Raw genomic sequence first — 26,168 nt, forward strand, 5'->3', positions numbered from 1 at the left:
TCGACTGCGCGGTGTTGTTCTGGCATTGTCATGAACGTCCATCCGAGGCTCCTGGCTGGCGGTCGCGTGTGTGGTAACCGCAACCTCGCATCCAAGCCTCGGACGGACAACCTCCATAGCAATGACACCTAGGCAGCACGATCCGTTGCACCGTCGCCATGCCCTTCGATCCGCTCGCGCATCCGGTCGGCCAGCACTTTTTCCAGCCGCCGCGCCACGCCGGCGTCCCAGGCGTTGCGTTTGCCTTGACTAGTCTGTGGCACGACGGGCAGTGCCAACAGGCGGTCGACGATCGAGTCGTCCTCGCCGAAACCCTCGAAAATCTCGGCATCGAGACGCCCCGGCAGCGCGTGATTTGTACGATTCGTTCCCATGCCGCGAAGCATAGAGGCGCTTCATGACGGACCGAAGGCAAGCCCATGCCGGAAATGTGGTCCGCCGCGCCGACACGTTCCAAACCCGCGCGGTTGCTGGAAAAACGCTTCCCGAATTTTTCAGGAGGCGGCCTCGACCCGGTCGGGAATGCGCCCTTCGACCCGGCCCGCGCCCTCCGCAAACAACTCCACCGGCTCGGAGCGGCCGCGCAGATAGCGCGGCCCCAGGCTGCGCCATTTGCTCGCCGGCTCATTGGCCAGCCGCAGCGCGTGCGCCGAGATCAGCAGCGGCTCCTTGAGCACCTTCGTCTCGCTCTCGACGCGGCTGGCAACGTTCACCGCGTCGCCCAGCACCGCGAATTCCAGCCTGGCCGCGGCCCCGACGATGCCGACAAACGCCTCTCCCGCATGGATGCCGATGCCGACGCGGATCGGCTGGTCGCCGTTCAGCGCACGCGCATCGTTCCAGGCGCGGATCGAGGCCAAAATCGCCTCGGCGCAGCGCACCGCGCGGGCCGCGTCGTCGGGCCGGGCTTCCGGCACGCCGAACACCAGGAACGCGCCGTCCCCGATGAATTTGTCGACCACGCCGCCATGGTTGGCCGCCGCATCGAGGATCAGCGCGCGGTAGTCGCTGATAATGTTCACCAGTTCGTCGGGTGCGGCGTTTTCCTCCAGTGCGGTCGAATCCCGCATGTCGACGAACATCAGGGCGACCTCAGCCTTGCGCCCGGTGCGCAGCGCGCCGGCTGTGCTTGCGGCCATCAGCGGCGCAAGCTCGGTCGGCACGAAACGGCTGAGATTGACGCGGTTCGCCGTCTCCTCGACAGCGTTGAGCAGCATGCGCCGGCCGCGCGCCGCAGCCAGGATGAAGACGCAGGCGGTCAGCGCCAGCATGACCAGCCGCATGATGTTCGGCGGCAGGCTGAACAGCATGTCGAGGGTCTCGGACGCCTGGTGGAAGGAACCGTCGCCGGGATGGGCCGCCAGTATCGCCACCGCCGCGCCGGCCGCAAACAGCAGCGACGCGCAGACCTGCACCGCTGGCCGGAACCGCAGCATGTTGACGGCAAGGAACAGCGGAATGGCGGTGACGATCGGGAAGGCGAAAGCGAAGTCGGCGGGAAGCAGCGATACCCATGAGGTGAAATAAAGCAGGGTCGCCACCAGCGCGGCGTCGACCAGCGCAGCGAGATAGGCCATCCATGGTCGCCAGATGCTGAACCGCAGGAACAGCAGCGTGACAAAGCCCGAGGCAACCACAATGCCAGTCATCAGGGTCGCGTTGGCGAGCAGCGGCCCGAGGGTATCGAGATGTTCCGGGTTCCTGTAGGCCGCCGACCGCAGGCCGACCAGGAGCACGACACCGGCGATGACGCGCACCGCGCTGGCAATCCGCTCCGTCGTGGTGTCAGCCTTGGCCAGAAGCGCGGAAGCCGTCTGATCGCTCAGGGATCGCATGGCGGGAACTCCCAACGATGTCGCCGGGAAGGGATATGCAGCAGCGGCAGGTCCGCGACAAGCGGCCTAAGGTAGCACCGGGATCAGGCCCTTCAGCGATAGCGGCTAACTCGCCGCTCACTCGGCGGCCCGTTCGGCGATCTCGCGCCAGCGCTTCAGGGCAGCGTCGCGGCTGCGTGCCATCGCCTCGATCTCGCGGTCGAGATAGTCGCCTGAGACGACCCACAGGTCGCCGCCTGCCTGCAATACCTTCACATCGAACGGACGTCCGGAGACCGTCACTTGGGCCGTGCGATCCATGATCTCTCCAAGCTTCGCGCAACCCGCCGCCACGATCTTTTTGCCATCCGGGCGTGACAGCCGTTTGTAGGGGTAGCGGCGATGCCGGTGGTCAACGGCTTGCCGTGGCGTGTTCTTCCCGACCCTGCATGGCGCGCGCATCGATCGCCACGCGGGACACGTATTGGGCTTCTGCCGAGTACAAAATATCACTCGCAATGATCGGTGCCTGAAATAGTCCAGCGTTATTTACCGTGAGGCACGCAGTTCCGGAATGACCACCGAAACCGGCATTCCGTCGGCATATCCGCAATGACCCCACGTAACTTACATCCGGCGACTGGCTCCATAATGAGGGCAGGCGTAGTCTGACCAGCAATCCAAGCCGCGTTAACGGCCGACGCGGCTTCTTGAATGATTGAGGGTGGCAATGGATCGCCGGCAGACCAGTCGTATCGCGAAGGTGGCGACCTTCCTGGCAACGATACTGCTGTTCTGCGGCCAAGCGTCGGCGGAGGACGACGCACAGGAACTCGCGAAGAAACTGTCCAATCCGATCGCCTCGCTGATCAGTGTTCCTTTTCAGTTCAACTACGACAGCGGCTATGGCCCGAACGACGGCAACAAGGCCTACGTCAATGTCCAGCCGGTCATTCCCTTCTCGCTCAACGCGGATTGGAACCTGATCTCGCGCACCATCCTCCCCGTGGCTTGGCAGGAAGATATCGCCGGGCCTTCCGGCGACCAGTTCGGCCTCGGCGACACCACGCAGAGCCTTTTCTTCTCGCCTGCCAGGCCGACGCAAAGCGGCCTCATCTGGGGCGTCGGACCGGCCTTCCTGCTGCCGACCGCGACCGACGATCTGCTCGGCGGGGGAAAATGGGGAGCGGGACCCACCGCCGTCGTTCTCAAGCAGAGCGGCGGATGGACCGTCGGCATGCTGGCAAACCACATCTGGTCCTTCGCCGGCGACAGCGAACGGCCGGATGTCAACTCGACATTCCTGCAACCCTTCGTCTCCTACACGACCAAGGACGCCTGGACGTTCACGCTCAACACGGAGAGCACCTACAACTGGGAAGCGGAGGAATGGTCGGTCCCGATCAACTTCCAGATCGCCAAGCTGCTAGTCATCGACAAGCAGCCGATCAGCCTCTTTGCCGGCATCCGTTATTGGGCCGAAAGCCCGGAGAGCGGTCCCGACGGGTTCGGGGTTCGCACCGGAATTACATTTCTGTTTCCGAAAAAATGACCTTTGCGTCACCTTTTGCAACGTGAGGAGTAAGCCAATGACAATCAAATATGCATCTGGCATCGCAATAGCGCTTGCGGGCCTGCTGTGTTCATCGGGACTGGCGCTCGCGCAGGATGCGATCGCTGCGCCTGCCCAAAAGACGATTGGCGCGCACACCCCCAAGATGGTGCCGTCGCTCGCCGTTCTCAATTCCGGAGGAGCCAAGCTCGGGGGCGGCAAGCTGACGATGACCGGCATCGCGCCGAACTCCATCGTGTTCGCCGATCGCCCGGTGAGGGCGGCGGGGCATGTGCTCACCTCCGAATTCATCAAGCAGTGGGATGAAGGCAACGACAGCTTTGCCAAGGATCCGCCCAATGCGACGATATCGGTGATGAACAGCGACGGTTCGGCGATCGAGGACGCCGTCGTGGTTCTGAAATCGCCGAAGCTCGAAGGCAACACGCTGACCTTCGACGTCGCGGTGCTGGAGGGCGAGGTCAAGACGGCAGACGGGCCTGCCTCGCTGTTCATAGACTGGTTTGCCGCTCGCGGCGCTTATGGCCGCGTTGGCGTGGTCGGCGGCGTGGGCTGGCACGCTCCAGTGTGGCACGGCGGCTGGTATGCCCATCCCGGCGCGTATTACGGCGCGGGGTTGGCCACGGGAGCGATGATCGGAGCGGCCGCCGCCTCGGCATACCACCCCTATTATCCGCCGCCTGCCTGCGGCTATTACCCCTATCCGCCCTGCTACTAGGTTTCTGCTCTAGCAACTATCGATCGTTGTCCAGGTCACTGGACCTCGGAAAATCTTGAGGATGAAATGAACGTATCACGTCGCACTGTTTCACTTGGCGGCCTCGGCCTGCTTGCCGCCACGTCGCTGAGCTCGACGGCCGCAAAGGCCGAAGGCCTGATCTCGGACCTGATGGAAGGATCCGACGAATTTGCCGACGCCGTCGAAGCCTACATCTACGGCTATCCGCTGGTGACGATGGAAATGACCCGCCGGGTCATCACCAACGTCGCCGAGCCCGTGGGAACCAAGGGTCCGATGGGCCAGCTCATCAAGCTCAGGGAGTATCCAAACGCCTCGTTCCGCGATGTCACCGCGCCGAACGCGGACACGCTCTACACGACCGCCTTTCTCGATGTCGGCGACGAGCCGTGGGTCGTCAGCCTGCCGGACCTGAACGATCGCTATGCGCTGTTCCCGATGCTCGACGGCTGGACGACCGTTTTCGACGTCCCTGGCAAGCGCACCACCGGAACCGGGGCGCAGACCTTCGCCATCACCGGCCCGGGCTGGGAAGGCACGCTGCCGGACGGTGTCAAGCAGTACAAGTCGCCGACCAGCATCGTCTGGCTGCTTGGCCGCATCTACTGCACGGGCACGCCAGAGGACTACGCCGCGGTCCACAAAATCCAGGACGAGGTGAAGCTCTACCCGCTCAGCGCCTGGGGCAAGGAATGGACGCCGCCGGCCGGCAAGGTCGATCCTTCGATCGATATGAAGACGGCGGTGCGCGACCAGGTGAACAAGATGGACGCGGTCGAGTACTTCACCCTGCTCGCCGAGCTCCTGAAGCGCAATCCGCCGAATGCAGCAGACGCGCCGATGCTCGAGAAGCTGGCCCAGATCGGCATCGTGCCCGGACAGGATTTCGACAAGTCGAAATTCGATCCGGCTTTCGCCAAGCGCATTCCCGAGCTTGGCTTTGCCAAGATCATGCTGCACTTCAAGTTCAGCGATGGCGACATCAAGAACATCGACGGCTGGGGTTTCACGACCAAGACCGGCATCTACGGCACCAATTATGTCCAGCGTGCCTTGATCACGGCGATCGGTCTCGGGGCCAACCGGCCGCAGGACGCGATCTATCCAACGTCACTGAAATCGGCCAGCGGTCTCATCAGGCGGAAGTACGACGGCGCTGAAAAATACGTTCTGACCTTCAAGAAGGGCCTGACGCCGCCCGTCTCCGGCTTCTGGTCGCTGACCATGTATGACGAGAACTACTTCTTCGTCGACAACCCGCTGAACCGCTATTCCATCAGCGAGCGACAGCCGCTGAAGGCCAATGCCGACGGGTCCATCGATCTTCTGATCCAGAACGAGTCTCCCGGCGCCGACAAGGAATCCAACTGGCTCCCGGCGCCGAAGGGCAAGTTCATCCTGATGATGCGGCTCTATTGGCCAAACGAAAGCGACCCGTCGATCATCGACGGCTCGTGGACCATACCGCCGGTCAAGAAGGTGGGATGAACGAGAACGGGCTTGTTCGCTGGCAAGCACCAGTCACCAACCGGGCGCCCTGCGACCGAAAGGCCGCGGGGTGTGTCATCCGAGGTTGAGCGGCTATCAGCCGTATCCGCCCTGCTACTAGGCGCTTGGCTCCCGCCCGTTTGAGGACAATCGGGCAACGACGACAATCCAATGGCAATCGAACTTCCGTATAGAGGATTGACAGATGCGTGCAGGATTTAGGTTCGGCCTTTTCGGCCTGACAACCATTTTATTGGCACTCTCCGGACATGCGGCCGTAAGCGCCGAATGGCCGGACATCCGCGAGGCGAAGAATATCGCCGAGGAAGGCTTCATCTATGGCCTGCCGCTGGTGATGAACTACGCGGTGATGAATGAATTTGCCGTCGACCCGAAGTCCAGCCAGTTCAAGGCGCCGTTCAACAAGATCGACAGCCTCAACCACGTGGCGACCTACGAAGACACGGCGGTCGTCACGCCGAACAGCGACACGCCATACTCGATACTGTGGCTGGACCTGCGTGCCGAGCCGATGGTGATCTCCGTGCCGGCGGTCGAAAAGGAGCGCTATTATTCGGTGCAATTGATTGACGGCAATACCTACAATTTTGGCTACATCGGCAGCCGCGCTACGGGGAATGATCCGGGCTCCTATCTCGTTGTCGGACCCGACTGGAAAGGCGAGAAGCCCGCCGGCATCAAGCAGGTGTTTTCCTCGACTACCCCGTTCGTATTCGCCAACTTTCGGACCCAGCTTATCAACGTCGAAGATATGCCGAACGTGGAGAAGGTGCAGGCCGGCTACGGCGTGCAGCCGCTGTCGGCCTTCCTGAAGCAGCCGGCGCCCCCCGCTGCCCCGAAGATCGACTTCCCGCCGGCCACAACGCAGGGCATAAAGGACAACTTTTTCGACTATCTCGATGCCGCCCTCGAATTCGTGCCGCCCACGCAAGAGGACGAGGCCATTCGGGCCAAGCTTGCACGCATTGGTGTAGGCCCGGGTAAATCGTTCAATTTCAAGGACCTTCCGATCGCTCACAAACTGGAAATCGGCCTTGGCATGAAGGATGGCGATGACAAGGTCGCCAAATTTGCGGCCAGCGGAAACAAAACCATCAACGGCTGGAGCGTCGGTTCCTTGTTTGGCGACCGCGCGTTTTACAAGGGAGATTGGCTGAAACGTGCCGCCGCCGCCAAGGCGGGTCTCTACGGAAACGATGCCGTGGAAGCCATGTATCCCTTTACCCGCACGACTGCGACTGGCGAAACACTCGACGCCAGCAAGCGTAACTACACCATCACCTTTCCCGCCGGGCAACTCCCGCCGGTGAACTCCTTCTGGTCGGTGACGATGTATGACGGGAAAAGCCAGCTCCTGATCAAGAACCCGATCAATCGCTACCTCATCAATTCGCCGATGTTGCCGGGCATGAAGAAGAACGAGGATGGTTCGCTCACGCTCTATATCCAGAAAGACAGCCCCGGCGCGGACAAGGAAGCGAATTGGCTGCCGGCGCCCAATGACACTGTCTATCTCGTGATGCGCCTGTATTGGCCGAAGACCGAAGCGCCATCCATCCTGCCGGCCGGCGAAGGCACCTGGCAGCCGCCCGGTATCGTCGCGGCGCAATAATTTATCCCGACCATGAATTGTCCCGACATGCTGATGCGTGGCGTTGGCTATCGATGAGGAAAGAGCAAATGATACGAACGACGAGACTGCTTTGCGCCAGCGCCGCGATGGTGCTGATAAGCTTGGGCGCCGCGTCCGCCGATACACAGACCTACAAGATGACGACGCCTTTCGCACCGGGCGTCGCCGTGCCGGACAAGATCGAGTCCTCGATCGGGCCGCTCAACCTCCACTACGGCTATCCGTCGGCCGATACCGTCGACAAAATCTACGACAACCTGGACCGCTCGCGCGCGCTACAGGCTTACCTGCTGGCGATTCCGATCGTCAATCAGGCCGGCATGCGCGAATCGATACGCCAGTTCGGGCCCGACAACCAGACCAACGTGATCTGGGAAAATCTGCTCGGTCCGAGGACCGTAGCGCTGACCGGCAACGACAACACGATCTACAACTTCATGTGGGTCGACACGAGCAAGGGGCCGCTGGTTGCCGAGATTCCGCCCAAGGTTCTGGGGATGGTCGACGACTTCTGGTACAAGTGGGTGGCCGACGTCGGCATCACCGGGGCCGACAAGGGCGAGGGCGGCAAGTACCTCCTGTTGCCGCCTGGATACAAGGGCGACATACCGGCCGGGTATCACGTTTTGCGGCCGAGCACCTTCGGCAGCTACCTTGTCTTTCGCGCCTTCGTCGTCGATGGCTCCACCCAACCCGGGGTTGACTCGGTCAAGAAGAACCTGCGGATTTATCCCTTGGCCGAGGCTGCCAATCCGCCGCCGATGAAATTCGTCAATGCCTCCGAAATTCCTTCGAACTTCGTCGCACCGGGTGACTACTCGTTCTGGAGCCTGTTGAACCAGGTCATCCAGGAAGAGCCGGCGGACGGTTCCGATCCCACCACCTTGGGCCTGTTCGCCTCGATCGGCATCGAAAAGGGCAAACCCTTCGCACCCGACGAGCGGATGAAGAAGATCCTCACCGACGCCGCCAACATCGGCGCCGTGACGGCGCGGACGATCGCCTTCAAGGTTCGCGCGAAAGATGCGTATTTCTATCCGGACAGCACGTGGCGCCTGCCGTTTTTCGGCGGCTACAAGTTCGAGTCGGCGCCCGGTGTCAGCAATCTGGACGGTGCTGTCTTCTATTATTACTTCGCCATCGGCGTCACGCCGGCGATGGAGGAGAAGATGGTGGGCCAGGGTTCGCAATATCCCTGGTCGGTTCAGGACGCGGAGGGCAATCCCTTCGATGGCGGCAAGACCTACAAGATGCGTCTGCCGCCAAATATCCCGGTCAAGGATTTCTGGTCGGTCATCGTCTACGACAACCAGACCCGCTCGATGGTGCAGACCGACCAGCAAGCCCCAAGCGTCAGCAGCCAGAACAAGGGGGTCAAGGTCAATGCGGATGGTTCGACGGATGTCTACTTCGGACCCAAGGCCCCGGCAGGAATGGAGAACAACTGGGTGCAGACGATTCCGGACAAGGGCTGGTTCATGATCCTTCGCCTTTACGGTCCGCTGGAACCGTGGTTCGACAAGACTTGGAAGCCGGGTGAGATCGAGCTTGTTCACTGACGGCCTGCATCGCCAACAACCGGACGCCTCGCGACCGAAAGGCCGCGGGGCTGAGCCACCGGATAATGACGGCGAGAACTGCCAGGGTCAGGATCGTCAAGCGATTCACAGGAGTTGGAGATGCATGGTCATGAACGATGTGATCGATCGAGAGCCGGCTTATGATCCCCAGGATTTGGAGCGCCTTCTGGTGGCCCGGCAAAATGCAGGCGACGTCGATGGCATGACCGCCTTGTTCGAGCCCGACGCGGTGGTCGACTGCGGCGGCGGACGGCTGGTGCAAGGCCTGGAGGCCATTCGCGGCTTTTATATCGAGACCAATGCATCAGGGCGAAAGTTCGCGTTCGGCGAGCAGCGGCCGGCGCTGATTTGCGGCGATCTGGCCCTCACGTCGACACGGCTTCCCGATGGCGACGTGACCACGGAGGTCGCCCGCCGACAGAGCGATGGAACCTGGCTTTGGGTGATCGACAGGTACTCCGTCAGCTAGTTGGTGCCATCCGGTTCTGCGCGCTACGCCAGCCTCGCCCGCATCTCGCCTACGCCACCACCACGATCGGCGTCTTGCCCTTGCCCTTCACCCGGTCATACAGGTCGATGACGTCCTGGTTGATCATGCGCACGCAGCCCGACGAGGCCGCCTTGCCGATCGAGCGCCATTCCGGTGTGCCATGGATGCGGAACAGCGTGTCGACGCCGTCCTTGTAGATATAGAGCGCCCGCGCCCCGAGCGGATTGTCGAGACCGCCCGGCTGGCCGCCGGCATATTTCTTCAGCGCCGGTTTGCGAGCCACCATCTCGGAGGGCGGCGTCCAGGTCGGCCATTTGCGCGTGTGGTCGACCACGGCGCGGCCCGACCACACGAACCCTTCCTTGCCGATCGACACGCCGTAGCGGATCGCGTCGCCATTCTCTTGCACCAGATAGAGATGGCGCTTCTGCAAATGGACCACGATGGTGCCGGGTGCCTCACCGGTGGGGTCGACCACCAGCCGCCTCAAGTGAATGGGTTTCAGTTGGTCCGGCGGTATGGCTGGCAGACGGAACCCGTTGTCCGTTGCCGCGGCATACATCAGTTCGGGCTTGCCGAGATTTCCGTAGCCGCCGGGGTTGGGACCGACCGAGGCGGTCTTGATCTCCTCCGAGACCGGCGGGGGCGCCGGCTGAGGCGGTGCCGGCGGCGTCATCGCCGCCACTTTGGGCTGGCTTCCAGGCAGGCCGATGTCGATGGTGCGGCTGCACCCGCCAAGCATCAGGGCGCCGAGACCAACCAGCGCCGCACGCCGGCTGACCGGCGCGGAAAAAGACGGTTCGAGGGTGTCCGCGGGCGAGGAAAAGGCAAGCTTCATCATGCCCGCGAAGCTACACCAGAAGGTCCGAACGTACTGTGTCCGTTCACCCTCTCTATCGAATCTTCACGAAACGTGGTTGATGAAAAGTAAATGAGTTAAGTAGCTGATATAAAAGGTTTTTGGGAGTCGAGACACGTCAAATCGGCGCTGTTGCCGTCATTCTGCACGCGCCGACACCAGAACTCCTCCTTTGCGTCACAATCTCGACCGGAGCCGTTCCTACCTGTCCGCCGAAACATCGTGAGGGACGTCATGACCGAGTCGCTGAAGAACCAGTTCGCACTGCTTTTGGCCGGGGCGCTTGCCGTCGGCCCGCTGGTTGCGGCCAGCGCCGGCCTGATCGCGCTCTTGTCGGCGGGGGTTTTCTGATGGACGCCCGCCAACGCCCCTCCTTGCCCGCTGCGTCGCGCACGCAAGGCCCCTTTACATCTCCGCGCTGGCAGGGATTTATCCTCTCCTTTGAAGAGAGGAGACATCCATGTCGTTTGAAGCCTGGGCGGCCTTCGCCGCGGCGTCCGCTATCCTTCTGATCATTCCGGGGCCGACGATCCTGCTCGTCGTGTCCTATGCGCTCGGCCAGGGCTGGCGCACCGCGCTGCCCGTGGCGGTCGGCGTCGCGCTCGGCGACTTCACCGCCATGACGCTGTCGATGCTGGGCATCGGCGCGCTGCTCGCGGCTTCCGCCACCGTCTTCACCATACTGAAATGGATCGGCGCCGCGTATTTGATCTATCTCGGCATAAAACTCTTCCGCGCCGGCGGTACGCTCAATGCCGAGCCGCGCACCGACAAGACCTCGGCTGCAAAAATGATGGCGCATGCCTGGCTGGTGACGGCGCTCAATCCGAAAAGCATCACCTTCTTCGTCGCTTTCCTGCCGCAGTTTTTGATCCATGAAACGGATTTCTGGACGCAGATGCTGGTATTCGAATCGACCTTCCTGGCGCTCGCTTTCGCCAATGCCTTCGGCTACGCGCTGATCGCCTCGCGCGCCCGCGACCTAGTACACAACCCGCGCGCTTTGCGCATCTTCAACCGCAGTGGTGGCACGCTGCTGGTCGGCGCCGGCATCGCCACGGTGGCGATGCGGCCGGCCGGCTGAGCGCACGGAGGCAGTCATGGCGGGTGACGAAACCCTCACCGGCGCGTCCGACGCCGCTGCCGCGCTGTTCGAAACGGCCCAGCACGAATTGCGCTGTTTTGTCGGCGATCCGGTGGCCTCGGTCGAGGCCGCACTTGCCGACAGCCCCGACTTCGCCATGGCGCATGCCTTCAAGGGCTGGCTCTACGGCCTCTCCACCGACAAGGAGGCGATGCCGGTGACGCAGGCCTGCGCCGAGGCCGCCGCCCGCCTCGCAGGGACCGAGCGCGAACGGGCGCACGCCGAAGCACTCGGCGACCTCGCCGCCGGCGGCTGGCATCGGGCCGGAAAGCGGCTTGCCGCTCACACCGAAACACAGCCGCTGGACGCGCTGGCGCTGCAGGCCGGCCACCAGATCGATTTCTTCACCGGCAACGCTGAAATGCTGCGCGACCGCATTGCCCGCGCCCTTCCGGCATGGTCGCCGGACATGCCCGGCTATCACGCGATCCTCGGCATGCAGGCGTTTGGCCTCGAGGAAAACGCCGACTATGCGCAAGCCGAGGCGCTCGGCCGCCGCGCCGTCGATATCGAGCCGCATGACGGCTGGGCCCAGCACGCCGTCGCCCATGTCATGGAGATGCAATCCCGCCAGCACGACGGCATAGCGTGGATGCGCGACAACGAGGCGGGCTGGACGGAGCGCAGTTTCCTGCAGGTACACAACTGGTGGCATCTGTCGCTGTTCCACTACGATCTCGGCGAGACGGAGCAGGTGCTGGCCCTCTACGACGGGCCGATCTACGGCAGCGGCTCGACGCTGGCGCTCAATCTGCTCGACGCCTCGGCGATCCTCTGGCGGCTCATGCTCGGCGGCATCGACATCGGCAGCCGCTGGTCGCCGCTCGCAGAAAACTGGCTGCCCAAGGCGCGCGACGGCAACTACGCCTTCAACGACATGCACGCCATGATGGCCTTCGTCGGCGCCGGCCGCGACGATGCCGCGCGCGACCTGCTCGCCGCGCAGGAAGAGGCGATGCGGGCCGGGGACGACAACGCAGCCTTCACCCGCGAGGTCGGCCGCCCGGCCACCCTCGGCATCAAGGCGTTCGGCGAAGGCCGCTACGCCGAAGCGGTCGAAGCACTCCGCCCGCTGCCCGCCATCGCCCATCGGTTCGGCGGCAGCCACGCCCAGCGCGACGTTATCGGCCTGACACTGATCGAGGCGGCCCTGCGTGCCGGCGACGGATATCTGGCCCGCGACCTCACCGCGAAACGGCTCGCTGCCCGCCCCGCCAGCCCGCTTTCGGTGCTGTTTGCGCGGCGCGCGGCAATTCTTCCGCCCGCCGCCTGACCGTCAGCAGTGCCGTTGATCTCAGCGGCCTTGCAGGATGCGGATGATTTTCGGCGTCGGACGCCCCGCCACGAAGGCCTGATAGTCGGCATAGGAAAGGCGGCCGGAAGCCGTGGCGGCGATGACCCGCCGGCAGACCACCGTTTTCACGGAGGCCTCGGAGCTGTTCGTCAGCGCTGCTAGGATTTCCATTTCCTTCTTGGATGGATGGGCTTTCCTGACACAATCCGCCACGGCCATCGACCGCAGCTTCGGGCTGCCATCCAGCGCCGTCTGCGCCGCCTCGTATTTTTCCTTGCTCACCGCGCAGCCGGCGAGCGCGAACAGCGCGACACCGACCAGAATTGAAAGCCCTTTCAAATTACCCCCCACAAGTATGAGTTTGCCCGGCAATCTCATACTTGCAACCACAGGACGCGGCAATCCCTTGCGAGTCGGCGGTTACGCCACTCATTTTCCACCAATTTTTCCGAGGCTCGAAAAAAATCTTCTCCGAAGCGGCTTTTACCCATTCGCAGGCGCTGATTTTTTGTTATGAAAAAGCTCTTCTCCGGCGAATGGCGGCTCAGGCCGCTTGTCCGGGTTGCAAAACGACCGCGCGGACGGGAGCCGCGCGGCGATCGGGAGGATTGCGATGTATCTCGGCATAGACCTCGGCACGTCCGGCGTGAAACTTCTGCTGATCGACGGCGATCAGGAGATCGTCGGCTCGGCCAGCGCGCCCATCGAAGTGTCGCGGCCCAATCCCGGCTGGTCCGAGCAGGACCCGGCCGACTGGATCAAGGCGACCGAGGACGCCGTCGCCGCGCTGCGAAAAAAACACCCGAAGGAGACGGCGGCGGTCAAGGGCATCGGCCTGTCCGGCCACATGCACGGCGCGACGATCCTCGGCGATGGCGACGCCATGCTGCGCCCCTGCATCCTGTGGAACGACACGCGCAGCTTTCGCGAGGCAGCCGAACTCGACGCCGACCCGCGTTTCCGGAAAATCACCGGCAACATCGTCTTCCCTGGTTTCACCGCGCCGAAGCTAGTGTGGGTGAAAAACAACGAGCCGGAGGTTTTCGGCAAGGTCAAAAAGGTCCTATTGCCGAAAGACTATCTGCGCCTGTGGCTGACCGGCGAGCATATTTCGGAAATGTCGGATTCGGCCGGCACCTCCTGGCTCGACACTGGCAAACGCAAATGGTCCGCGCCGCTGCTGGAGGCCACGCATCTCGGCGAAGAACATATGCCGTCGCTGGTCGAGGGCACCGAACGCGCCGGCACGCTGCGCGCCGAACTGGCCGAGCGCTGGGGCCTTGGCAAGGGCATCACCGTGGCCGGCGGCGCCGGCGACAATGCGGCCTCGGCCTGCGGCATGGGCACGGTCAAGGCCGGCCAGGCCTTCGTCTCGCTCGGCACGTCGGGCGTGCTGTTCGCCGCCAACGATTCTTATCTCCCCAACCCCGAAAGCGCGGTCCACGCCTTCTGCCATGCTCTACCGAATGCCTGGCACCAGATGGGGGTCATCCTGTCCGCCACGGATTCGCTCAACTGGCTGTCCTCGATCACCGGCCGCAACGCCGCCGACCTCACCACCGACCTTGGCGAAGGGCTGCGCAAACCGACCGGCGTCACGTTCCTTCCCTATCTCTCCGGCGAGCGCACACCGCACAACGACGCCATCATCCGCGGCTCCTTCACGGGGCTGGCGCATGAGTCGGATGTCGCCGTGCTGACGCAGGCGGTGCTGGAGGGCGTCGCCTTCGCCTTCCGCGACAGTCTGCACGCGCTGGAAGCCGCCGGCACAAAACTCAACCGCGTCACCGCCGTCGGCGGCGGCTCGCGCTCGCATTACTGGTTGAAGGCCATCGCCACCGCGCTGAAAATCCCGGTCGACATTCCCGCCGACGGTGATTTCGGCGCCGCCTTCGGCGCCGCCCGCCTCGGCCTGATCGCCGCCGAAAATGCCGACCCGCACGAGGTTCTCACCGCCCCGGTCACCGCCGAGACCATCGAGCCAGTGGGCAAGCTGACCGCGGCCTACGACGAAGCCTACGCCCGCTACCGCGCGCTTTACCCAGCGATCAGGGGGACGATGTGAGCGGGGCGGCAGCTCTTACCTTCTCCCCGTTCACGGGGAGGTCCGCAGGACGCCCCGAAGGGGCGGATGAGGGGCGGCGCCGATCGTCGCCGTTCACGCCGCCCCTCATCTGCCTGCCGGCATCTTCTCTCCGTGAACGGAGAGAAGAGATCCTACCCCGGCACCTTGTCCAAAAACCCCCGCACCATATTCAGCTTGCCATCCTTGATAATGCCGACATCGGTACCCTCGATCACCGACTCGGTTCCTTCCGGCCCGAGCGCCCACGAAAAGCGGATGTAGTTGGCAAAGCCGTCCGGCTTGCCCTTCAGCGAAAACCGGAAGCCGGCGAACTTCTGGTGGACTCCCACGATCAAAGCACTGAGCCCGTCATGGCCGTCTGCCTGCATGACCGGGTCGGCATAGCTGATGTCGTCGGTGAAGGCCGCGCCGAGCAGCGCCCCGCGTTCGGCTGCATCGGTTTCGTTCCACGCCGCGATGTAGCGTTCGGCGATCATGTTCAAATCGGTCATGGCCCTGTCTCCTCTGCTTCGGGTTTCGACACGGGCGTTGTCGGCCATCGCCGGCGGCAATCCAATTACGCGGCAGGTAATCGGGCGCACGCCGCTTATCCATTCCACCGCGGCTGAACCGGCCGGTTGAAATTCGAGAGGAGAAAAAATCATGAGCACGGGATTTTTCGGCGACATCAAGCCGGCCAAATATGAAGGTCCGGATTCGGCCAATCCGCTGGCCTACCGCTTCTACCACAAGGACGAAATCGTCGCCGGCAAACGCATGGAAGACCATCTGCGCTTCGCCGTCGCCTACTGGCACTCCTTCGCCTGGCCGGGCGGCGATCCGTTCGGCGGCCAGACTTTCGAGCGCCCCTGGTTCGGCGAGAGCATGGACAAGGCAAAACTGAAGGCCGACGTCGCCTTCGAGATGTTCTCGCTGCTCGGCGTGCCCTATTACTGCTTCCACGACGCCGACGTGCGCCCCGAGGGCAAGAATTTTTCGGAAAGCGCGGCGCGCCTCGACGAGATCGTCGATATCTTCGCTCAGAAGCAGGCCGAGACCGGCGTGAAACTGCTGTGGGGCACGGCCAACCTGTTCTCCAACCGCCGTTTCATGGCGGGCGCGGCCACCAATCCCGACCCGGACGTTTTTCTCTACTCGGCCGCCACCGTTAAGCGCTGCATCGACGCCACGAAAAAGCTCGGCGGCGAGAACTATGTGCTGTGGGGCGGCCGCGAGGGCTACGAGACCCTGCTCAACACCGACCTGAAGCGCGAGCGCCAGCAGGCCGGGCGCTTCCTGCAAATGGTCGTCGACTACAAGCACAAGATCGGTTTCAACGGCACCATCCTGATCGAGCCGAAGCCGCAGGAGCCGACCAAACATCAGTACGATTACGACGTCGCCACCGTCTACGGCTTCCTCAAGGATTTCGGGCTGGAGAACGAGGTCAAGGTCAACATCGAGCAGGGCCACGCCATCCTTGCTGGCCACTCCTTCGAGCACGAGCTGGCGCTGGCAGGCGCGCTCGGAATCTTCGGTTCGATCGACATGAACCGCAACGACTACCAGTCCGGCTGGGACACCGACCAGTTCCCCAACAACGTGCCGGAAATGGCGCTGGCCTATTATTACGTGCTGCAGGCCGGCGGCTTCACCACCGGCGGCACCAATTTCGACGCAAAGCTGCGCCGCCAGTCGCTCGACCCGCAGGATCTGCTGATCGGCCATATCGGCGCCATGGACTGCTGCGCGCGCGGCCTCAAGGCGGCGGCAAAAATGATCGAGGACAAGGCGCTTTCCGGCCCGCTCGCCGAGCGCTACGCCGGCTGGGACGGCGCCGAGGCGAAAAAGGTCTTGGCCGGTGGCTACACGCTGGACGAGATCGAGCACTATGTCACCAGCCGCGGCATCGAGCCCCAGCCGCGCTCCGGCCGCCAGGAGCTTTTGGAGAACATCGTCAACCGGTACGTGTGAAGTAATTCTGCCCTCTCCCTCCACGAAGTGGGGGGAGAGGTGTCCAGCCCCAAGCGTGCCAAGGCGGAGCGGAGAGGGGCGATCCTGACCAACCGCCGATCGTTTGCGTCACGTCCGTGTCCAGAAAGCCCGCTGCCAGTCAAGGCGATCAGCCTGGACGTCTCCCCCAACCGCCGTTTTCGGCTGTCGGTGACGCGAACCTGCACCCTGGTAGTCGGTCGGCTTGGCACCTAAGCCACCACGTCCCGACGGCCGAACTCGTTGAGCTTAAAGCAAAGGTCGGATTTTGCCAATATTTCTCGCCAGCCTGGTTCATAATAGCCTCTGGTTTCCTGATGCCCTCTGTAGAGACGATTTGATTTTATGACGATTTGCTAATATCCTGACGCCGGAATTTTGGGGAACACCCCATGAAAAGTTCCCAGAGGCATTTTGCTTGTCAATTGTTGTGGCTTGCCCTTGCCGGCGAGGCTGGCGCCCACGATTGGTATACCGACAAAATCGACCCTGTTCTCCATTCAAAATGCTGTGGCAATCGCGATTGCCACTCGCTCAATCCCGATGACGTCAGGTCGGCAAAAGGTGGCGGCTATTTTGTCAGGCAACCTGTTCCCCATTACCGGAATGATCCGCCTGTGGGGGAGTGGTTTATACCGAAAGAGCGTGTGCAAACGGCGCCGGATGACCGCTACCATATCTGTGAGGCTTTGGTGCCGATCAACCGCTTCGTCAGCCCTTACTCGGACGTAGAAACCGATTACAGGCTGAGATGGATGTGCTTCTTCGCGCCCATGGGTACAAGTTCAATCCGCAAAGCGGGCGGTTGTCGAAACTCGAACATTAACTTGCTTGCCCTGGATTCAAACTGACCACTATCGGCGCCCGGCGGCGGATGCATCCCGGCAAAGTCTTGAAAATCAACGAAATTGCGGACCTGCCAAAGAACGGAAGACACTTCGACCGCGACTCGTTCATTGCGCCACCGAATCTCCAATCATATCAGCAGATGGAAGCCGCTCTCCGCAACGATCTCACCATTCGCCAGCAGTTCGATGCGATGATGACCTGCAAAATGCTTGCGTGTGGTGAAATCCTTCACCGTCTGGCTGATCGACAGTTCCGCGGCCGCTCCGGGCGCCAGGTCCAGAACCTTCAGCTTGAACACTTTCCGGTTCGCCACGCCGTTCTTCTTCACGTAATGAACGGCATAGTCGACAACCAGCCGCTGGGATTCATTCGCCGTTGAAACCAGCCGGGCGGCCAGAGAAACCCGCTCGCCAAGCGCGATCTTTTGCGGCGTCACCGCCATCGCTTCGACCTTGAGCAGCGGTTTGCCGCCCGCGCCGACCAGCGCCAGCGCGCGCGAATCTCCTTTTTTGATCAAGGTTCTGAGCGCATGCTTGGCGATCCATGACGTCCGCTCGTCGTCGAGTGGCCACTTTGAAAGCCGGTCCAGCACCCAATCAGGATGGTCCTTGGCGATATCGTTCAGATGGTTGGCGACCGATTTGCGCACATAGAGGCTCGGGTCGCTTTTCAGCCTTTCGAGGATCGGCGCAACCGGCGACGGGTCCTTGATCAGCGACGGGATACGCACCGCCCAGGGCAGGCGCGGCCGGCAGCCTTCGCTGGCCAGCCGCCGCACATGTTCGTTCTCGTCGCCAGCCCATTGCTCCATCACCGCCAAGGTCCGGCTGAGGTCACGCAAAAGGAATGGCCGGACCGCAAATTCCGCCGAGCCGAATTGCGTGAAAAACCGCAACGCTTTCATAGAGATATCAAAATCATCAAGGCCGTAGAGCGCTACAAATTCGGCCAACGAGATCGCCACGAAACTGTGCCTGAGGTGCGGCGCGAGCGCGGAAAGAACCTCGATATTCCGAGCATAGCCGCCCGGCAGCGCCGCGTGCAAAGCCACCGCCACCTGCCGCATCCGCTGCATGATGCCGAGCGCGTCGAGATTTTCGGCCGCCCGAGCCATGAAGGTGTCGGTATCGAAGCCGGCCGAGACGGCGGCCGCCTCGCGCGCGATATGGGCAAGCCGCTCCCGGTCGAAGATTTCCTTCAGCGCTGGCGTACCCGTATCCGATTGTTCCTGCATAACTTTCCGCGCCGCTCAAATCGCCTGTCCGAGGCATTCATAACACGGCCTGTTGCCGACGATCTGTCAGGAGCGTCGGCTCATTACCGAGACAACTGGATGTTTCCGCGGACGGTCGGACTCGCTGGAACAGACCTGACGGTATCGGCCGAGGCTAACCGTTCGCCGCTACCAGCGCCCTCTCCAGCTTGCCCATGCCTTCCGCCAGAATCTCGTCGGAGATGGTCAGCGGCATCAGGATGCGGATCGTGTTGGCGTGAACCCCGCAGGACAGCAGCACCAGCCCTTCGGCGAGTGCGGCCTGCGTCACCCGTTTGGTGGCGTCGGCGTCGGGCTCGGAACCGCCGCGCCCCTTCAGCACGTCGAACGCCACCATGGCGCCGGGTCCGCGGACAAAACCCATCGGCACCGTGTCGTTGCGCTGCGAAATCCGCCCAAGTTCGCCCTTGATGCGCTCGCCGAGCGCATTGGAGCGGTCGAGAAGTCGTTCTTCTTCAATGACATCCAGCACCGCCAGGGCGGCCGCGCAGGCGATCGGGCTGCCGGCATAGGTGCCGCCCAGCCCGCCCGGGTCCGGCGCGTCCATGATTGCGGCCTTGCCGACGACGCCCGACAGCGGGAAGCCGCCGGCCAGCGATTTGGCGATGGTGATCAGGTCCGGCTCGACGCCGGAATTCTCGATGCCGAACAGCTTTCCGGTGCGCGCGAAACCCGTCTGCACCTCGTCGGCGACCAGCACGATGCCGTGGTCGTCACAGATTTTCCTGAGCGCCTGGAGAAGCTCGACCGGTGCGGGATGGAACCCGCCTTCGCCCTGCACCGGCTCGATGATGATTGCCGCAACATTGGCCGGGTCGACGTCGGCGCGGAACAGGTACTCTATCGCCCGGAGCGAATCCGCCACCGTCACATTGTCCTGCGGCACCGGGAACGGCACGTGCCAGACACCAGCCGGCATCGGCCCGAACTTTTTCTTGTAGGGCGCCACCTTGCCGGTGAGTGCGCTGGTGAACAGGGTGCGGCCGTGGAAGGAGCCGGAGAAGGCGATGACATTGGTGCGCCCGGTATGAGCGCGGGCGATTTTCATGGCGTTTTCAACCGCTTCCGCGCCGGTCGAAAACAGGATGGACTTTGCCTCGCCCTTGAATGGCGCGAGCTTGTTCAGCTTTTCGCACAGCGCGATGTAGGGCTCGTAGGGCACGATCTGGAAGGCCGTATGGGTGAAGGCGTCGAGCTGCGCCTTGACTGCCGCAATCACCTTCGGGTGGCGATGGCCTGTATTCAGCACCGCGATGCCGCCGGCGAAATCGATGAAGCGGCGGCCGTCCCTGTCCCAAAGCTCGGAATTTTCCGCCCGCTCGGCGAAGACAGGATAGGCGGTTGCCACCCCGCGCGGTATCGCGGCGACGCGGCGGGACTGGAGCGATGCGTTTTCGGACATGGTTTTCCTCAAGATTCGTAAACAGCAATCGGCGGGGATGTTTTCCGCGCCTTCTCGGCCATCACTATAGCGTGATGGCCCGGCTTTGTATGGCGCACAGGCAAAAATCCGCTGCGGCCAGCGGCGAAGCAATCCCTACGATTGACCGGACACCTCCTCCCGTCCAAAAAGCCAGAACTGGAGCCTAATAGGAAAGTCGCATTGAGCGAATACCCGTATCCGTCGGATTGGGACTTGGCGTGGCTTGCATCCGATAGGAGCAACTACCTCGCAGCCTTCATCACGGCTGGTTCAGGACCGATACCTATCAGCTTGTTGCCTCAACTTAACCGCTATGAGGCAAGCGAGAATCTGGAGTATCTAATGCTCCAGCTACCCATCGTTTCGGAAGCTTGTCTCCTGGTTACGGTACCCACCCCCGATAGCTATATTGAGCTTGCTAGGCGCGGTCTCTACGTTTTCGATTTGAATGACGTTCATCGGACTACAGCCTACAGCTACGCCTACGAGGCGGTTGCTGCGCCGACCTTTCCGATCAGAGCTACTTCTCTGAGCGGCAAACTTGCCAGGACTGCGTCCGAGCAAAACTTGGCTAAGGTTCGCTTTGACGAAAATCGGCTTATTGACATTTCATCATACCTCGACTGCTCGTCGTCCTGACGGGAAAGGCGAGGCTGACTTGGTGGGCAAATTCTCTGTCGCCAATTATTCGTTGCGGTTGCGCTGTCGCAAAACTGCGCTAAACCTGCGGCGACATTCGATCGGAGGAATTCATGGCCGGGACATTCGTGATTGCGCAGGGCGGCGGCCCGACCGCGGTGATCAACCAGACCATGGTGGGCGCGGCGCTCGAGGTGCGCAAGCGGCATCCCGGGGCAAAGGTGCTTGGCGCGCTGCATGGTGTGCGCGGCATCCGCGACGGCAACTATGTCGACCTGACGGAAATCCCGGAGGCCGAATTGCGCCGCATCGCCGGCACGCCGAGTGCAGCGCTGGGCTCGACCCGCGACAAGCCGGACGCCGCCTATTGCGAGGTGGTGCTGAAGGGGCTCCAGAAGATAGATACCCAAGCCTTCATCTATATCGGCGGCAACGACACGTCGGGTACGCAGCAGATCCTGACCGAGGCGTCGGGCGGCAAGATCGCCTTCGTGCATGCGCCGAAGACGATCGACAACGATCTGGAAGAAAACGACCACACGCCGGGTTTCATCTCGGCCGCCGAATATGTCGCCGGCGCGTTTCTCACCGCCGACCTCGATTTCCGGGCGCTGCCCGGCATCTATGTGGCGATCGTCATGGGCCGCCACGCCGGCTTCCTCACCGCCGCCTCCGCCGCCTGGCGGATCGACGGAGATTCTGGGCCACATCTGATCTACGTGCCGGAACGCGCCTTCTCGCCAAAACAGTTCGTCGACGACGTCAAGCGCACGTTGGCGAAACACAAGCGCTGCATCGTGGCCGTCTCGGAAGGCGTCACCGCCGAGGACGGGCGTGCGCTGGTCGAGACCCTGGTGCCGCCGGAGAAACTGGAGCGCGACGCGCATGGTAATCTGAAACTGTCGGGCGGTGATCTCGGCATGGCGTTCGAGCATGCGCTGAAGGAAGGCGTCCCGGGCGCGCGCGCCCGCGTCGACGCGCTGGGCTACATGCCGCGCGGTTTCGTCGGCGCGATCTCCAAGGTCGACCAGCAGGAGGCCTTCGACGCCGGCGCCTTCGCGGTTGCCGTGGCGGGGGAAGGCGGCGGCTCGGTGGCACTGCAGGTCGAGAACGGCAAGACCGCGCTGCGCAAAGTTCCACTGATCAACGTCGCCGGAAAGACGCGGCATATGCCCGACGATTTTCTCGACACCGCCGGCACCGGGCTCGCGCCGGCCGGAAAAGCCTATTTCGAGCGGCTGGTGCCGAAAAAATACGACGTCGGCAAACCGTTCGTCTGAGGCGCGCCGAGACCTCGATGTCCCGTCACACCCGGCTGCGGCGCTGGCTCTATATCCGCCTCGAGCCGACAGCGTGGCACAGGAAAGGCCTGTCGCGGCTCAACAAGTTCATCGTGCTGGTCATCGCCGCCGCCGTGCTGGTGGCGATCCTGGAAAGCGAGCCTACGATTTATTTGGGCCGGGAAAATCTCTTCCTCGGCCTCGAACTGGTCTTCGGTTCGATCTTCCTGGTTGAATATCTGGCGCGGCTGTGGACCTCGGCGGAGGACCCCCGATATGGCGGCGGCTTTTTGGGTTATGTCCGCTACGCGCTGTCGCTACCGGCGATCATCGACTTGCTCGCCATGTCGACGCTGTTCCTCACCTTCTACGGCAACGAGACCTCGCTGCTGCGGCTGTTCCGGCTGCTGCGCATCCTGTCGCTGGCAAAGCTCGGGCGCTATTCCAGAGCCTTCAACGCCATCGGCCACGCCGTCTATTCGCGCCGCTACGAACTGCTGATGAGCCTGATGATCGCCACCGTGCTGCTGCTGGTGTCGTCGACGCTGCTCTACATCATCGAGGGCGAAGGCCAGCCCGCCGCTTTCGGCTCGATCCCGCGCGCCATGTGGTGGTCGATCGCCACGCTGACCACGGTGGGTTACGGCGACGTCATTCCGGCCACGCCGATAGGCAAGATGCTGGCCGGGCTGACGGCGATCACCGGCATCGGCCTGATCGCCATGCCGACCGGCATCCTGGCCGCCGCCTTCAGCGACGCCATCCAGCAGCACCGGGCCGCGCAGGAGAGGGAGCGGGAGGAGAGAGACAACAGAATGTCGTGATCTTCCAGCGTTTCCCTTGCGATCCCAAAAGGGAGCAAGGATGCTGGCGGACTGATCGGCCCGTCAAAAACGCGCAGACAGCATCCATCGCCGCCGAGGGGCGGAAAAATCCGCGCCGGCCGGAAATCCTTCGCTTTTCACGTCCAGTTTGCCGCCGTCATGACGTGTCGGGGCGCAGCGGGTTCAGCGCGTCCAAGGCCAGCGCATGGGCATGCGCCAGAATCTCGTCGACCTCGCGCACGTTCTTGCGGCGCCGGGCGTCGGGGTCGCAGGGCGACAGCCGGCCGCCGGGCGGCCGGCCAAGCCACAGTGGCCGTGTCCGCTGGAACCGGACCGTGCCGCGCGCCGTTCTGCCGCGCACGACTACGGCGCTGCCGATTTGCCGCATTTCCGCGACCGCCGCGTCGCATCGCGCCTTCCAGCGGGCGAACCGTTTTGCCTGTCCCGGCAGGTCGTCGAGCGCCGCGCCCAGCGCCTGGAGCCGCAAGCCGAGACGCGCCGCATCGATCGGGTCGTCCGGCGATGGCGGCGGCGGCAGCGGAGACGGCTCGCTGAAGCCGGGAACTGAAATGCGCGGCACGCCGCGCGCCGGTACATAGCGGCGGCGGACGCGGAACGGATACTTTTGGGGATCGAACAGCGGCAGGCTGATGGTGCGGGGCCTGGCGGCGCGGAGAGCAACGGCCCTCCTCGCTGCTTCGGCACGCCTGAGATCGTCATTCGACACGGTGACGGCGAGGCCGAGGCGGCGCATGGCGGCCGCCGTGTCCACTGGCTTCGGTTTTCGCGGGCGCAGCGGCGGCAAGGTCACCACGATGCCGTGCGCCGCCGCGATGACGAGGCGCCGCGCGGCGGATTCGGCGGGACGCAGCAGCCGCAAGATGGCGCGGTAGAGATGGCGGGGAAGCGTAAGTGCCGGGTCAAGTGCCGGGGACAGTTTACTTTTTTCCGCCAGCGCCTCGTTCTGAACCTCCGGGCCCTTCTGCGGAAAGAAAGTAAACTGTCCCCCTGCGCCAAACCCCATCTCGGCCATGCCGACGAGCATCAGGAGGATGCGCTTCAGCGCCTCCACGTTTCGCTCGATTGCCGCATTTCCGTCGATCAACTCCACCGCCGCTTCCTCCGGACAAGGCCGGCACGCAGCATAGAACATATAGGGAACATTGGCAAGTGTCCAAGGAAAATAATCCTTTGCATTGGCGGTACGGCGAAACTGCCGTCTCGGCGTCAGCACAACACATTGAAAAGGAATGATTTTTCGGGCGGTGGCGGCCCGCGTCGGCGCCTACCCGGCCTGGACGCAAGGCCGGTCGAAAACAATGTCATGCCTGTAAAGCCAAGCAGAAACAGATAGTTGGTGGCAACCCGCGTGGAATCTTGCGTAATAAGCATGACCAAGGGGCCGGCAAGGCCGACAAAGCCGCGATCGGGGCGATCATGGAAACCCCGGGGTAAAACTGTCCCGGATTCAGACCGTGTTCTGGCTCCGGTTGTGGAATCTCAAGCCGGGACATTCGCGTGCTGTCCCGGCGGATGGCATTGAATTGCGGGGTGCGCCTGGTGGAACCGGCTGCCTACGTGTGCGCTTTCAGGGCGTTACCCGGCAAGCGGCGGGTTGAGGCGGGCAAAACCTTCCTGTCGACGGACGAGATTGAATCGCATCGGCGAAGCTGTCTGTCGAAGCCCGCCCAACCAGCTTGGCGGCCAGAGCCCATTGCGGTGGCACATGAGACGTGCGAACCCTGCGGAGTTGAATGTCCGATGCGGGACGCTTTGCCGGCACCGGTTGCAATGTGAGGGCTCCAGAATGACCGCAACCACCGCCGGTGCCGTTCCGCGGCGCGGCATCTGGGGCTGGATGCTGTTCGACTGGGCGGCGCAACCCTTCTTCACCGTGGTCACCACCTTCATCTTCGGCCCATATTTCGTGTCGCGCATGGCCGGCGACTCTACGTTGGGATTGGCCGCCTGGGGCTGGGGCGTGGGCGCCGCCGGCCTCGCCATCGCCATCCTGTCGCCGGTGCTGGGCTCGATCGCCGACCAGACCGGACGCAAGAAGCCTTGGATCATGTTCTTCGCGGCGATCAAGATCACCTGCCTTACGATGCTCTGGTATGCGGCGCCGGGGTCGAGCCTTGTCGAAGTGCTTTTCTTCTTCTGCCTCGCCACCATCGCCGCCGAATTTTCAATCGTCTTCAACGATTCGATGATGCCGCGCCTGTTCTCGAAAGAGGAAACTGGCCGGGTGTCCAATATCGCCTGGGGCCTCGGCTATCTCGGCGGCATGATCGCGCTGATCTTCGTCGTCACCTTGCTCGCTGCCTTGCCGGGGACCGGCAGGACCATCGTCGGCCTACCGCCTCTATTCGGGCTCGATCAGGCGCAGGGCGAGGACGCCCGCGCCACCGGGCCGCTGGCAGCGTTGTGGTACTTCGTATTCATCCTGCCGATGTTGTTCTTCACGCCGGATGGCGCTCGGGGCATGCCGCTTGGCCCGGCGATCCGCACCGGCCTTTCCGAACTGAGATCAACCCTCACGGAAGTGCGCCAGCGGTTCGGCCTTGTCCGCTTTCTCGTCGCCCGCATGGTCTATCAGGACGGCGTCAACGCGCTGCTGGCGCTGGGTGGGGCCTTTGCGGCAAAGATGTTTGGCTGGACAGTAACCGAATTCGGCATCTACGGCATCATCCTCAACGTCATCGCCATATTCGGCTGCTTCGCGGCGAGCCGCCTCGACACCGCTTTCGGCTCGAAATGGGTGGTGATCGTCTCTCTGATCCTGCTGACGCTTGCGACGATCGGCATTGTCTCGACCGGGCCAGGTTTCACCCTGTTCGGGCTGGTCGAATTGTCCACCGCCGACAGCGGCGGCATGTTCGGCACCGCGGCGGAGAAGGCCTATATCGCCTACGGCCTGCTGATCGGCATTGCCTTCGGGCCTGTGCAGGCGTCGTCGCGCTCCTATCTGGCGCGCAGCGTGACGGCGGAGGAGGCAGGACGCTATTTCGGCATCTACGCGCTCGCCGGACGGGCCACCAGCTTTGCGGCGCCAACCCTCGTCGCGACGGTCGCGGCCGTCACCGGGTCCGACCCGGCCGGCATGGCGATGATCCTGCTGTTCCTGGTCGGCGGCCTGCTTGTCCTGCTGCGCACACCCTATCCGGCCGATCGGCCCGCCGGCTGAGTCC

General features: G+C 63.1%; 24 protein-coding genes. 15 read left to right on the forward strand and 9 right to left on the reverse strand.

From position 1 onward, the window contains the following. Positions 1–128: 128 nt before the first annotated feature. From ACH196_RS00005 to ACH196_RS00015, 3 genes are all read right to left on the reverse strand, one after another. Positions 129–374 (reverse strand): hypothetical protein, encoded by a 246-nt coding sequence (locus ACH196_RS00005; protein ID WP_396643842.1) that lies wholly within the window; start codon positions 372–374, stop codon positions 129–131. A 120-nt stretch (positions 375–494) separates the two neighbouring features. Next, positions 495–1,835 carry an adenylate/guanylate cyclase domain-containing protein gene (locus ACH196_RS00010; protein ID WP_396643843.1) on the reverse strand — a complete coding sequence of 447 codons (1,341 nt, stop codon included), beginning with the start codon at positions 1,833–1,835 and terminating at the stop codon, positions 495–497. Positions 1,836–1,952: 117 nt separating this feature from the next. After that, a complete protein-coding gene (locus ACH196_RS00015; RefSeq protein WP_396643844.1) occupies positions 1,953–2,135 on the reverse strand; it encodes a hypothetical protein in 183 nt (60 codons plus the stop codon). Positions 2,136–2,544: 409 nt separating this feature from the next. Between ACH196_RS00015 and ACH196_RS00020 the strand changes: the two genes are divergently transcribed. The 6 genes from ACH196_RS00020 to ACH196_RS00045 all read left to right on the forward strand — a co-directional run bounded on the left by ACH196_RS00020 (position 2,545) and on the right by ACH196_RS00045 (position 9,317). Further along, positions 2,545–3,366 (forward strand): transporter, encoded by an 822-nt coding sequence (locus tag ACH196_RS00020; RefSeq protein WP_396643845.1) that lies wholly within the window; start codon positions 2,545–2,547, stop codon positions 3,364–3,366. Positions 3,367–3,403: 37 nt separating this feature from the next. Further along, a complete protein-coding gene (locus ACH196_RS00025) occupies positions 3,404–4,105 on the forward strand; it encodes a hypothetical protein (protein WP_396643846.1) in 702 nt (233 codons plus the stop codon). A 66-nt stretch (positions 4,106–4,171) separates the two neighbouring features. Further along, a complete protein-coding gene (locus ACH196_RS00030) occupies positions 4,172–5,614 on the forward strand; it encodes a DUF1254 domain-containing protein (protein ID WP_396643847.1) in 1,443 nt (480 codons plus the stop codon). Positions 5,615–5,819: 205 nt separating this feature from the next. Continuing rightward, on the forward strand, positions 5,820–7,247 hold the full coding sequence (locus ACH196_RS00035) for a DUF1254 domain-containing protein (RefSeq protein ID WP_396643848.1): 1,428 nt from the start codon (positions 5,820–5,822) through the stop codon (positions 7,245–7,247). 68 nt (positions 7,248–7,315) lie between these two features. Next, positions 7,316–8,827, forward strand: coding sequence for a DUF1254 domain-containing protein (locus ACH196_RS00040; protein ID WP_396643850.1), 1,512 nt, complete (start codon positions 7,316–7,318; stop codon positions 8,825–8,827). 130 nt (positions 8,828–8,957) lie between these two features. After that, complete coding sequence (locus ACH196_RS00045) at positions 8,958–9,317, forward strand: YybH family protein (protein ID WP_396643852.1); 360 nt, start codon at positions 8,958–8,960, stop codon at positions 9,315–9,317. Between the two features lie 49 nt (positions 9,318–9,366). Here the strand turns inward: ACH196_RS00045 and ACH196_RS00050 are convergent, their stop codons facing one another. Further along, complete coding sequence (locus ACH196_RS00050; RefSeq protein WP_396643854.1) at positions 9,367–10,176, reverse strand: L,D-transpeptidase; 810 nt, start codon at positions 10,174–10,176, stop codon at positions 9,367–9,369. Positions 10,177–10,657: 481 nt separating this feature from the next. On the opposite strand from ACH196_RS00050, the gene ACH196_RS00055 reads away from it, so the two are divergent. Both ACH196_RS00055 and ACH196_RS00060 read left to right on the forward strand, forming a co-directional pair. After that, positions 10,658–11,281 (forward strand): LysE family translocator, encoded by a 624-nt coding sequence (locus tag ACH196_RS00055; RefSeq protein WP_396643856.1) that lies wholly within the window; start codon positions 10,658–10,660, stop codon positions 11,279–11,281. A 16-nt stretch (positions 11,282–11,297) separates the two neighbouring features. Next, positions 11,298–12,614 (forward strand): tetratricopeptide repeat protein, encoded by a 1,317-nt coding sequence (locus ACH196_RS00060; protein ID WP_396643858.1) that lies wholly within the window; start codon positions 11,298–11,300, stop codon positions 12,612–12,614. A 21-nt stretch (positions 12,615–12,635) separates the two neighbouring features. On the opposite strand, the gene ACH196_RS00065 is transcribed toward ACH196_RS00060, so the two are convergent. Continuing rightward, entirely contained in the window at positions 12,636–12,974 is a 339-nt protein-coding gene (locus ACH196_RS00065; RefSeq protein WP_396643860.1) for a hypothetical protein, read from the reverse strand. A gap of 274 nt (positions 12,975–13,248) precedes the next feature. On the opposite strand from ACH196_RS00065, the gene xylB reads away from it, so the two are divergent. Next, a complete protein-coding gene (gene xylB, locus ACH196_RS00070; protein WP_396643862.1) occupies positions 13,249–14,700 on the forward strand; it encodes a xylulokinase in 1,452 nt (483 codons plus the stop codon). A 152-nt stretch (positions 14,701–14,852) separates the two neighbouring features. Here xylB and ACH196_RS00075 read toward each other — a convergent pair whose 3' ends face one another. Then, complete coding sequence (locus ACH196_RS00075; RefSeq protein ID WP_396644413.1) at positions 14,853–15,365, reverse strand: nuclear transport factor 2 family protein; 513 nt, start codon at positions 15,363–15,365, stop codon at positions 14,853–14,855. On the opposite strand from ACH196_RS00075, the gene xylA reads away from it, so the two are divergent. Both xylA and ACH196_RS00085 read left to right on the forward strand, forming a co-directional pair. Next, on the forward strand, positions 15,364–16,674 hold the full coding sequence (gene xylA, locus ACH196_RS00080) for a xylose isomerase (protein WP_396643864.1): 1,311 nt from the start codon (positions 15,364–15,366) through the stop codon (positions 16,672–16,674). The genes ACH196_RS00075 and xylA overlap by 2 nt on opposite strands. A 410-nt stretch (positions 16,675–17,084) precedes the next feature. Continuing rightward, the gene (locus tag ACH196_RS00085) at positions 17,085–17,543 is read left to right on the forward strand and encodes a hypothetical protein (RefSeq protein ID WP_396643865.1); all 459 of its coding nucleotides are present in this window, start codon (positions 17,085–17,087) and stop codon (positions 17,541–17,543) included. A 125-nt stretch (positions 17,544–17,668) separates the two neighbouring features. Here the strand turns inward: ACH196_RS00085 and ACH196_RS00090 are convergent, their stop codons facing one another. Beyond that, positions 17,669–18,775, reverse strand: coding sequence for a DNA alkylation repair protein (locus tag ACH196_RS00090; RefSeq protein ID WP_396643866.1), 1,107 nt, complete (start codon positions 18,773–18,775; stop codon positions 17,669–17,671). A gap of 154 nt (positions 18,776–18,929) precedes the next feature. Continuing rightward, complete coding sequence (gene gabT, locus ACH196_RS00095) at positions 18,930–20,216, reverse strand: 4-aminobutyrate--2-oxoglutarate transaminase (RefSeq protein WP_396643868.1); 1,287 nt, start codon at positions 20,214–20,216, stop codon at positions 18,930–18,932. Positions 20,217–20,417: 201 nt separating this feature from the next. Between gabT and ACH196_RS00100 the strand changes: the two genes are divergently transcribed. The 3 genes from ACH196_RS00100 (at position 20,418) to ACH196_RS00110 (ending at position 22,980) form a co-directional block, all read left to right on the forward strand. Then, positions 20,418–20,876, forward strand: coding sequence for a hypothetical protein (locus tag ACH196_RS00100; RefSeq protein WP_396643869.1), 459 nt, complete (start codon positions 20,418–20,420; stop codon positions 20,874–20,876). A gap of 113 nt (positions 20,877–20,989) precedes the next feature. Continuing rightward, entirely contained in the window at positions 20,990–22,156 is a 1,167-nt protein-coding gene (locus tag ACH196_RS00105) for a diphosphate--fructose-6-phosphate 1-phosphotransferase (protein WP_396643870.1), read from the forward strand. A gap of 17 nt (positions 22,157–22,173) precedes the next feature. Then, positions 22,174–22,980: a potassium channel family protein gene (locus ACH196_RS00110; protein ID WP_396643872.1), complete on the forward strand. Its 807-nt coding sequence runs from the start codon at positions 22,174–22,176 to the stop codon at positions 22,978–22,980. A gap of 157 nt (positions 22,981–23,137) precedes the next feature. On the opposite strand, the gene ACH196_RS00115 is transcribed toward ACH196_RS00110, so the two are convergent. Beyond that, positions 23,138–24,091: a hypothetical protein gene (locus tag ACH196_RS00115; RefSeq protein ID WP_396643873.1), complete on the reverse strand. Its 954-nt coding sequence runs from the start codon at positions 24,089–24,091 to the stop codon at positions 23,138–23,140. Between the two features lie 696 nt (positions 24,092–24,787). On the opposite strand from ACH196_RS00115, the gene ACH196_RS00120 reads away from it, so the two are divergent. Next, positions 24,788–26,164, forward strand: a complete 1,377-nt coding sequence (locus tag ACH196_RS00120) for an MFS transporter (protein ID WP_396643875.1) — start codon at positions 24,788–24,790, stop codon at positions 26,162–26,164. The last annotated feature ends 4 nt before the right edge of the window (positions 26,165–26,168 follow it).

The sequence above is a fragment of the Mesorhizobium sp. IMUNJ 23232 genome (genome assembly GCF_044326205.1).
In the GTDB taxonomy this organism is placed as follows: domain Bacteria; phylum Pseudomonadota; class Alphaproteobacteria; order Rhizobiales; family Rhizobiaceae; genus Kumtagia.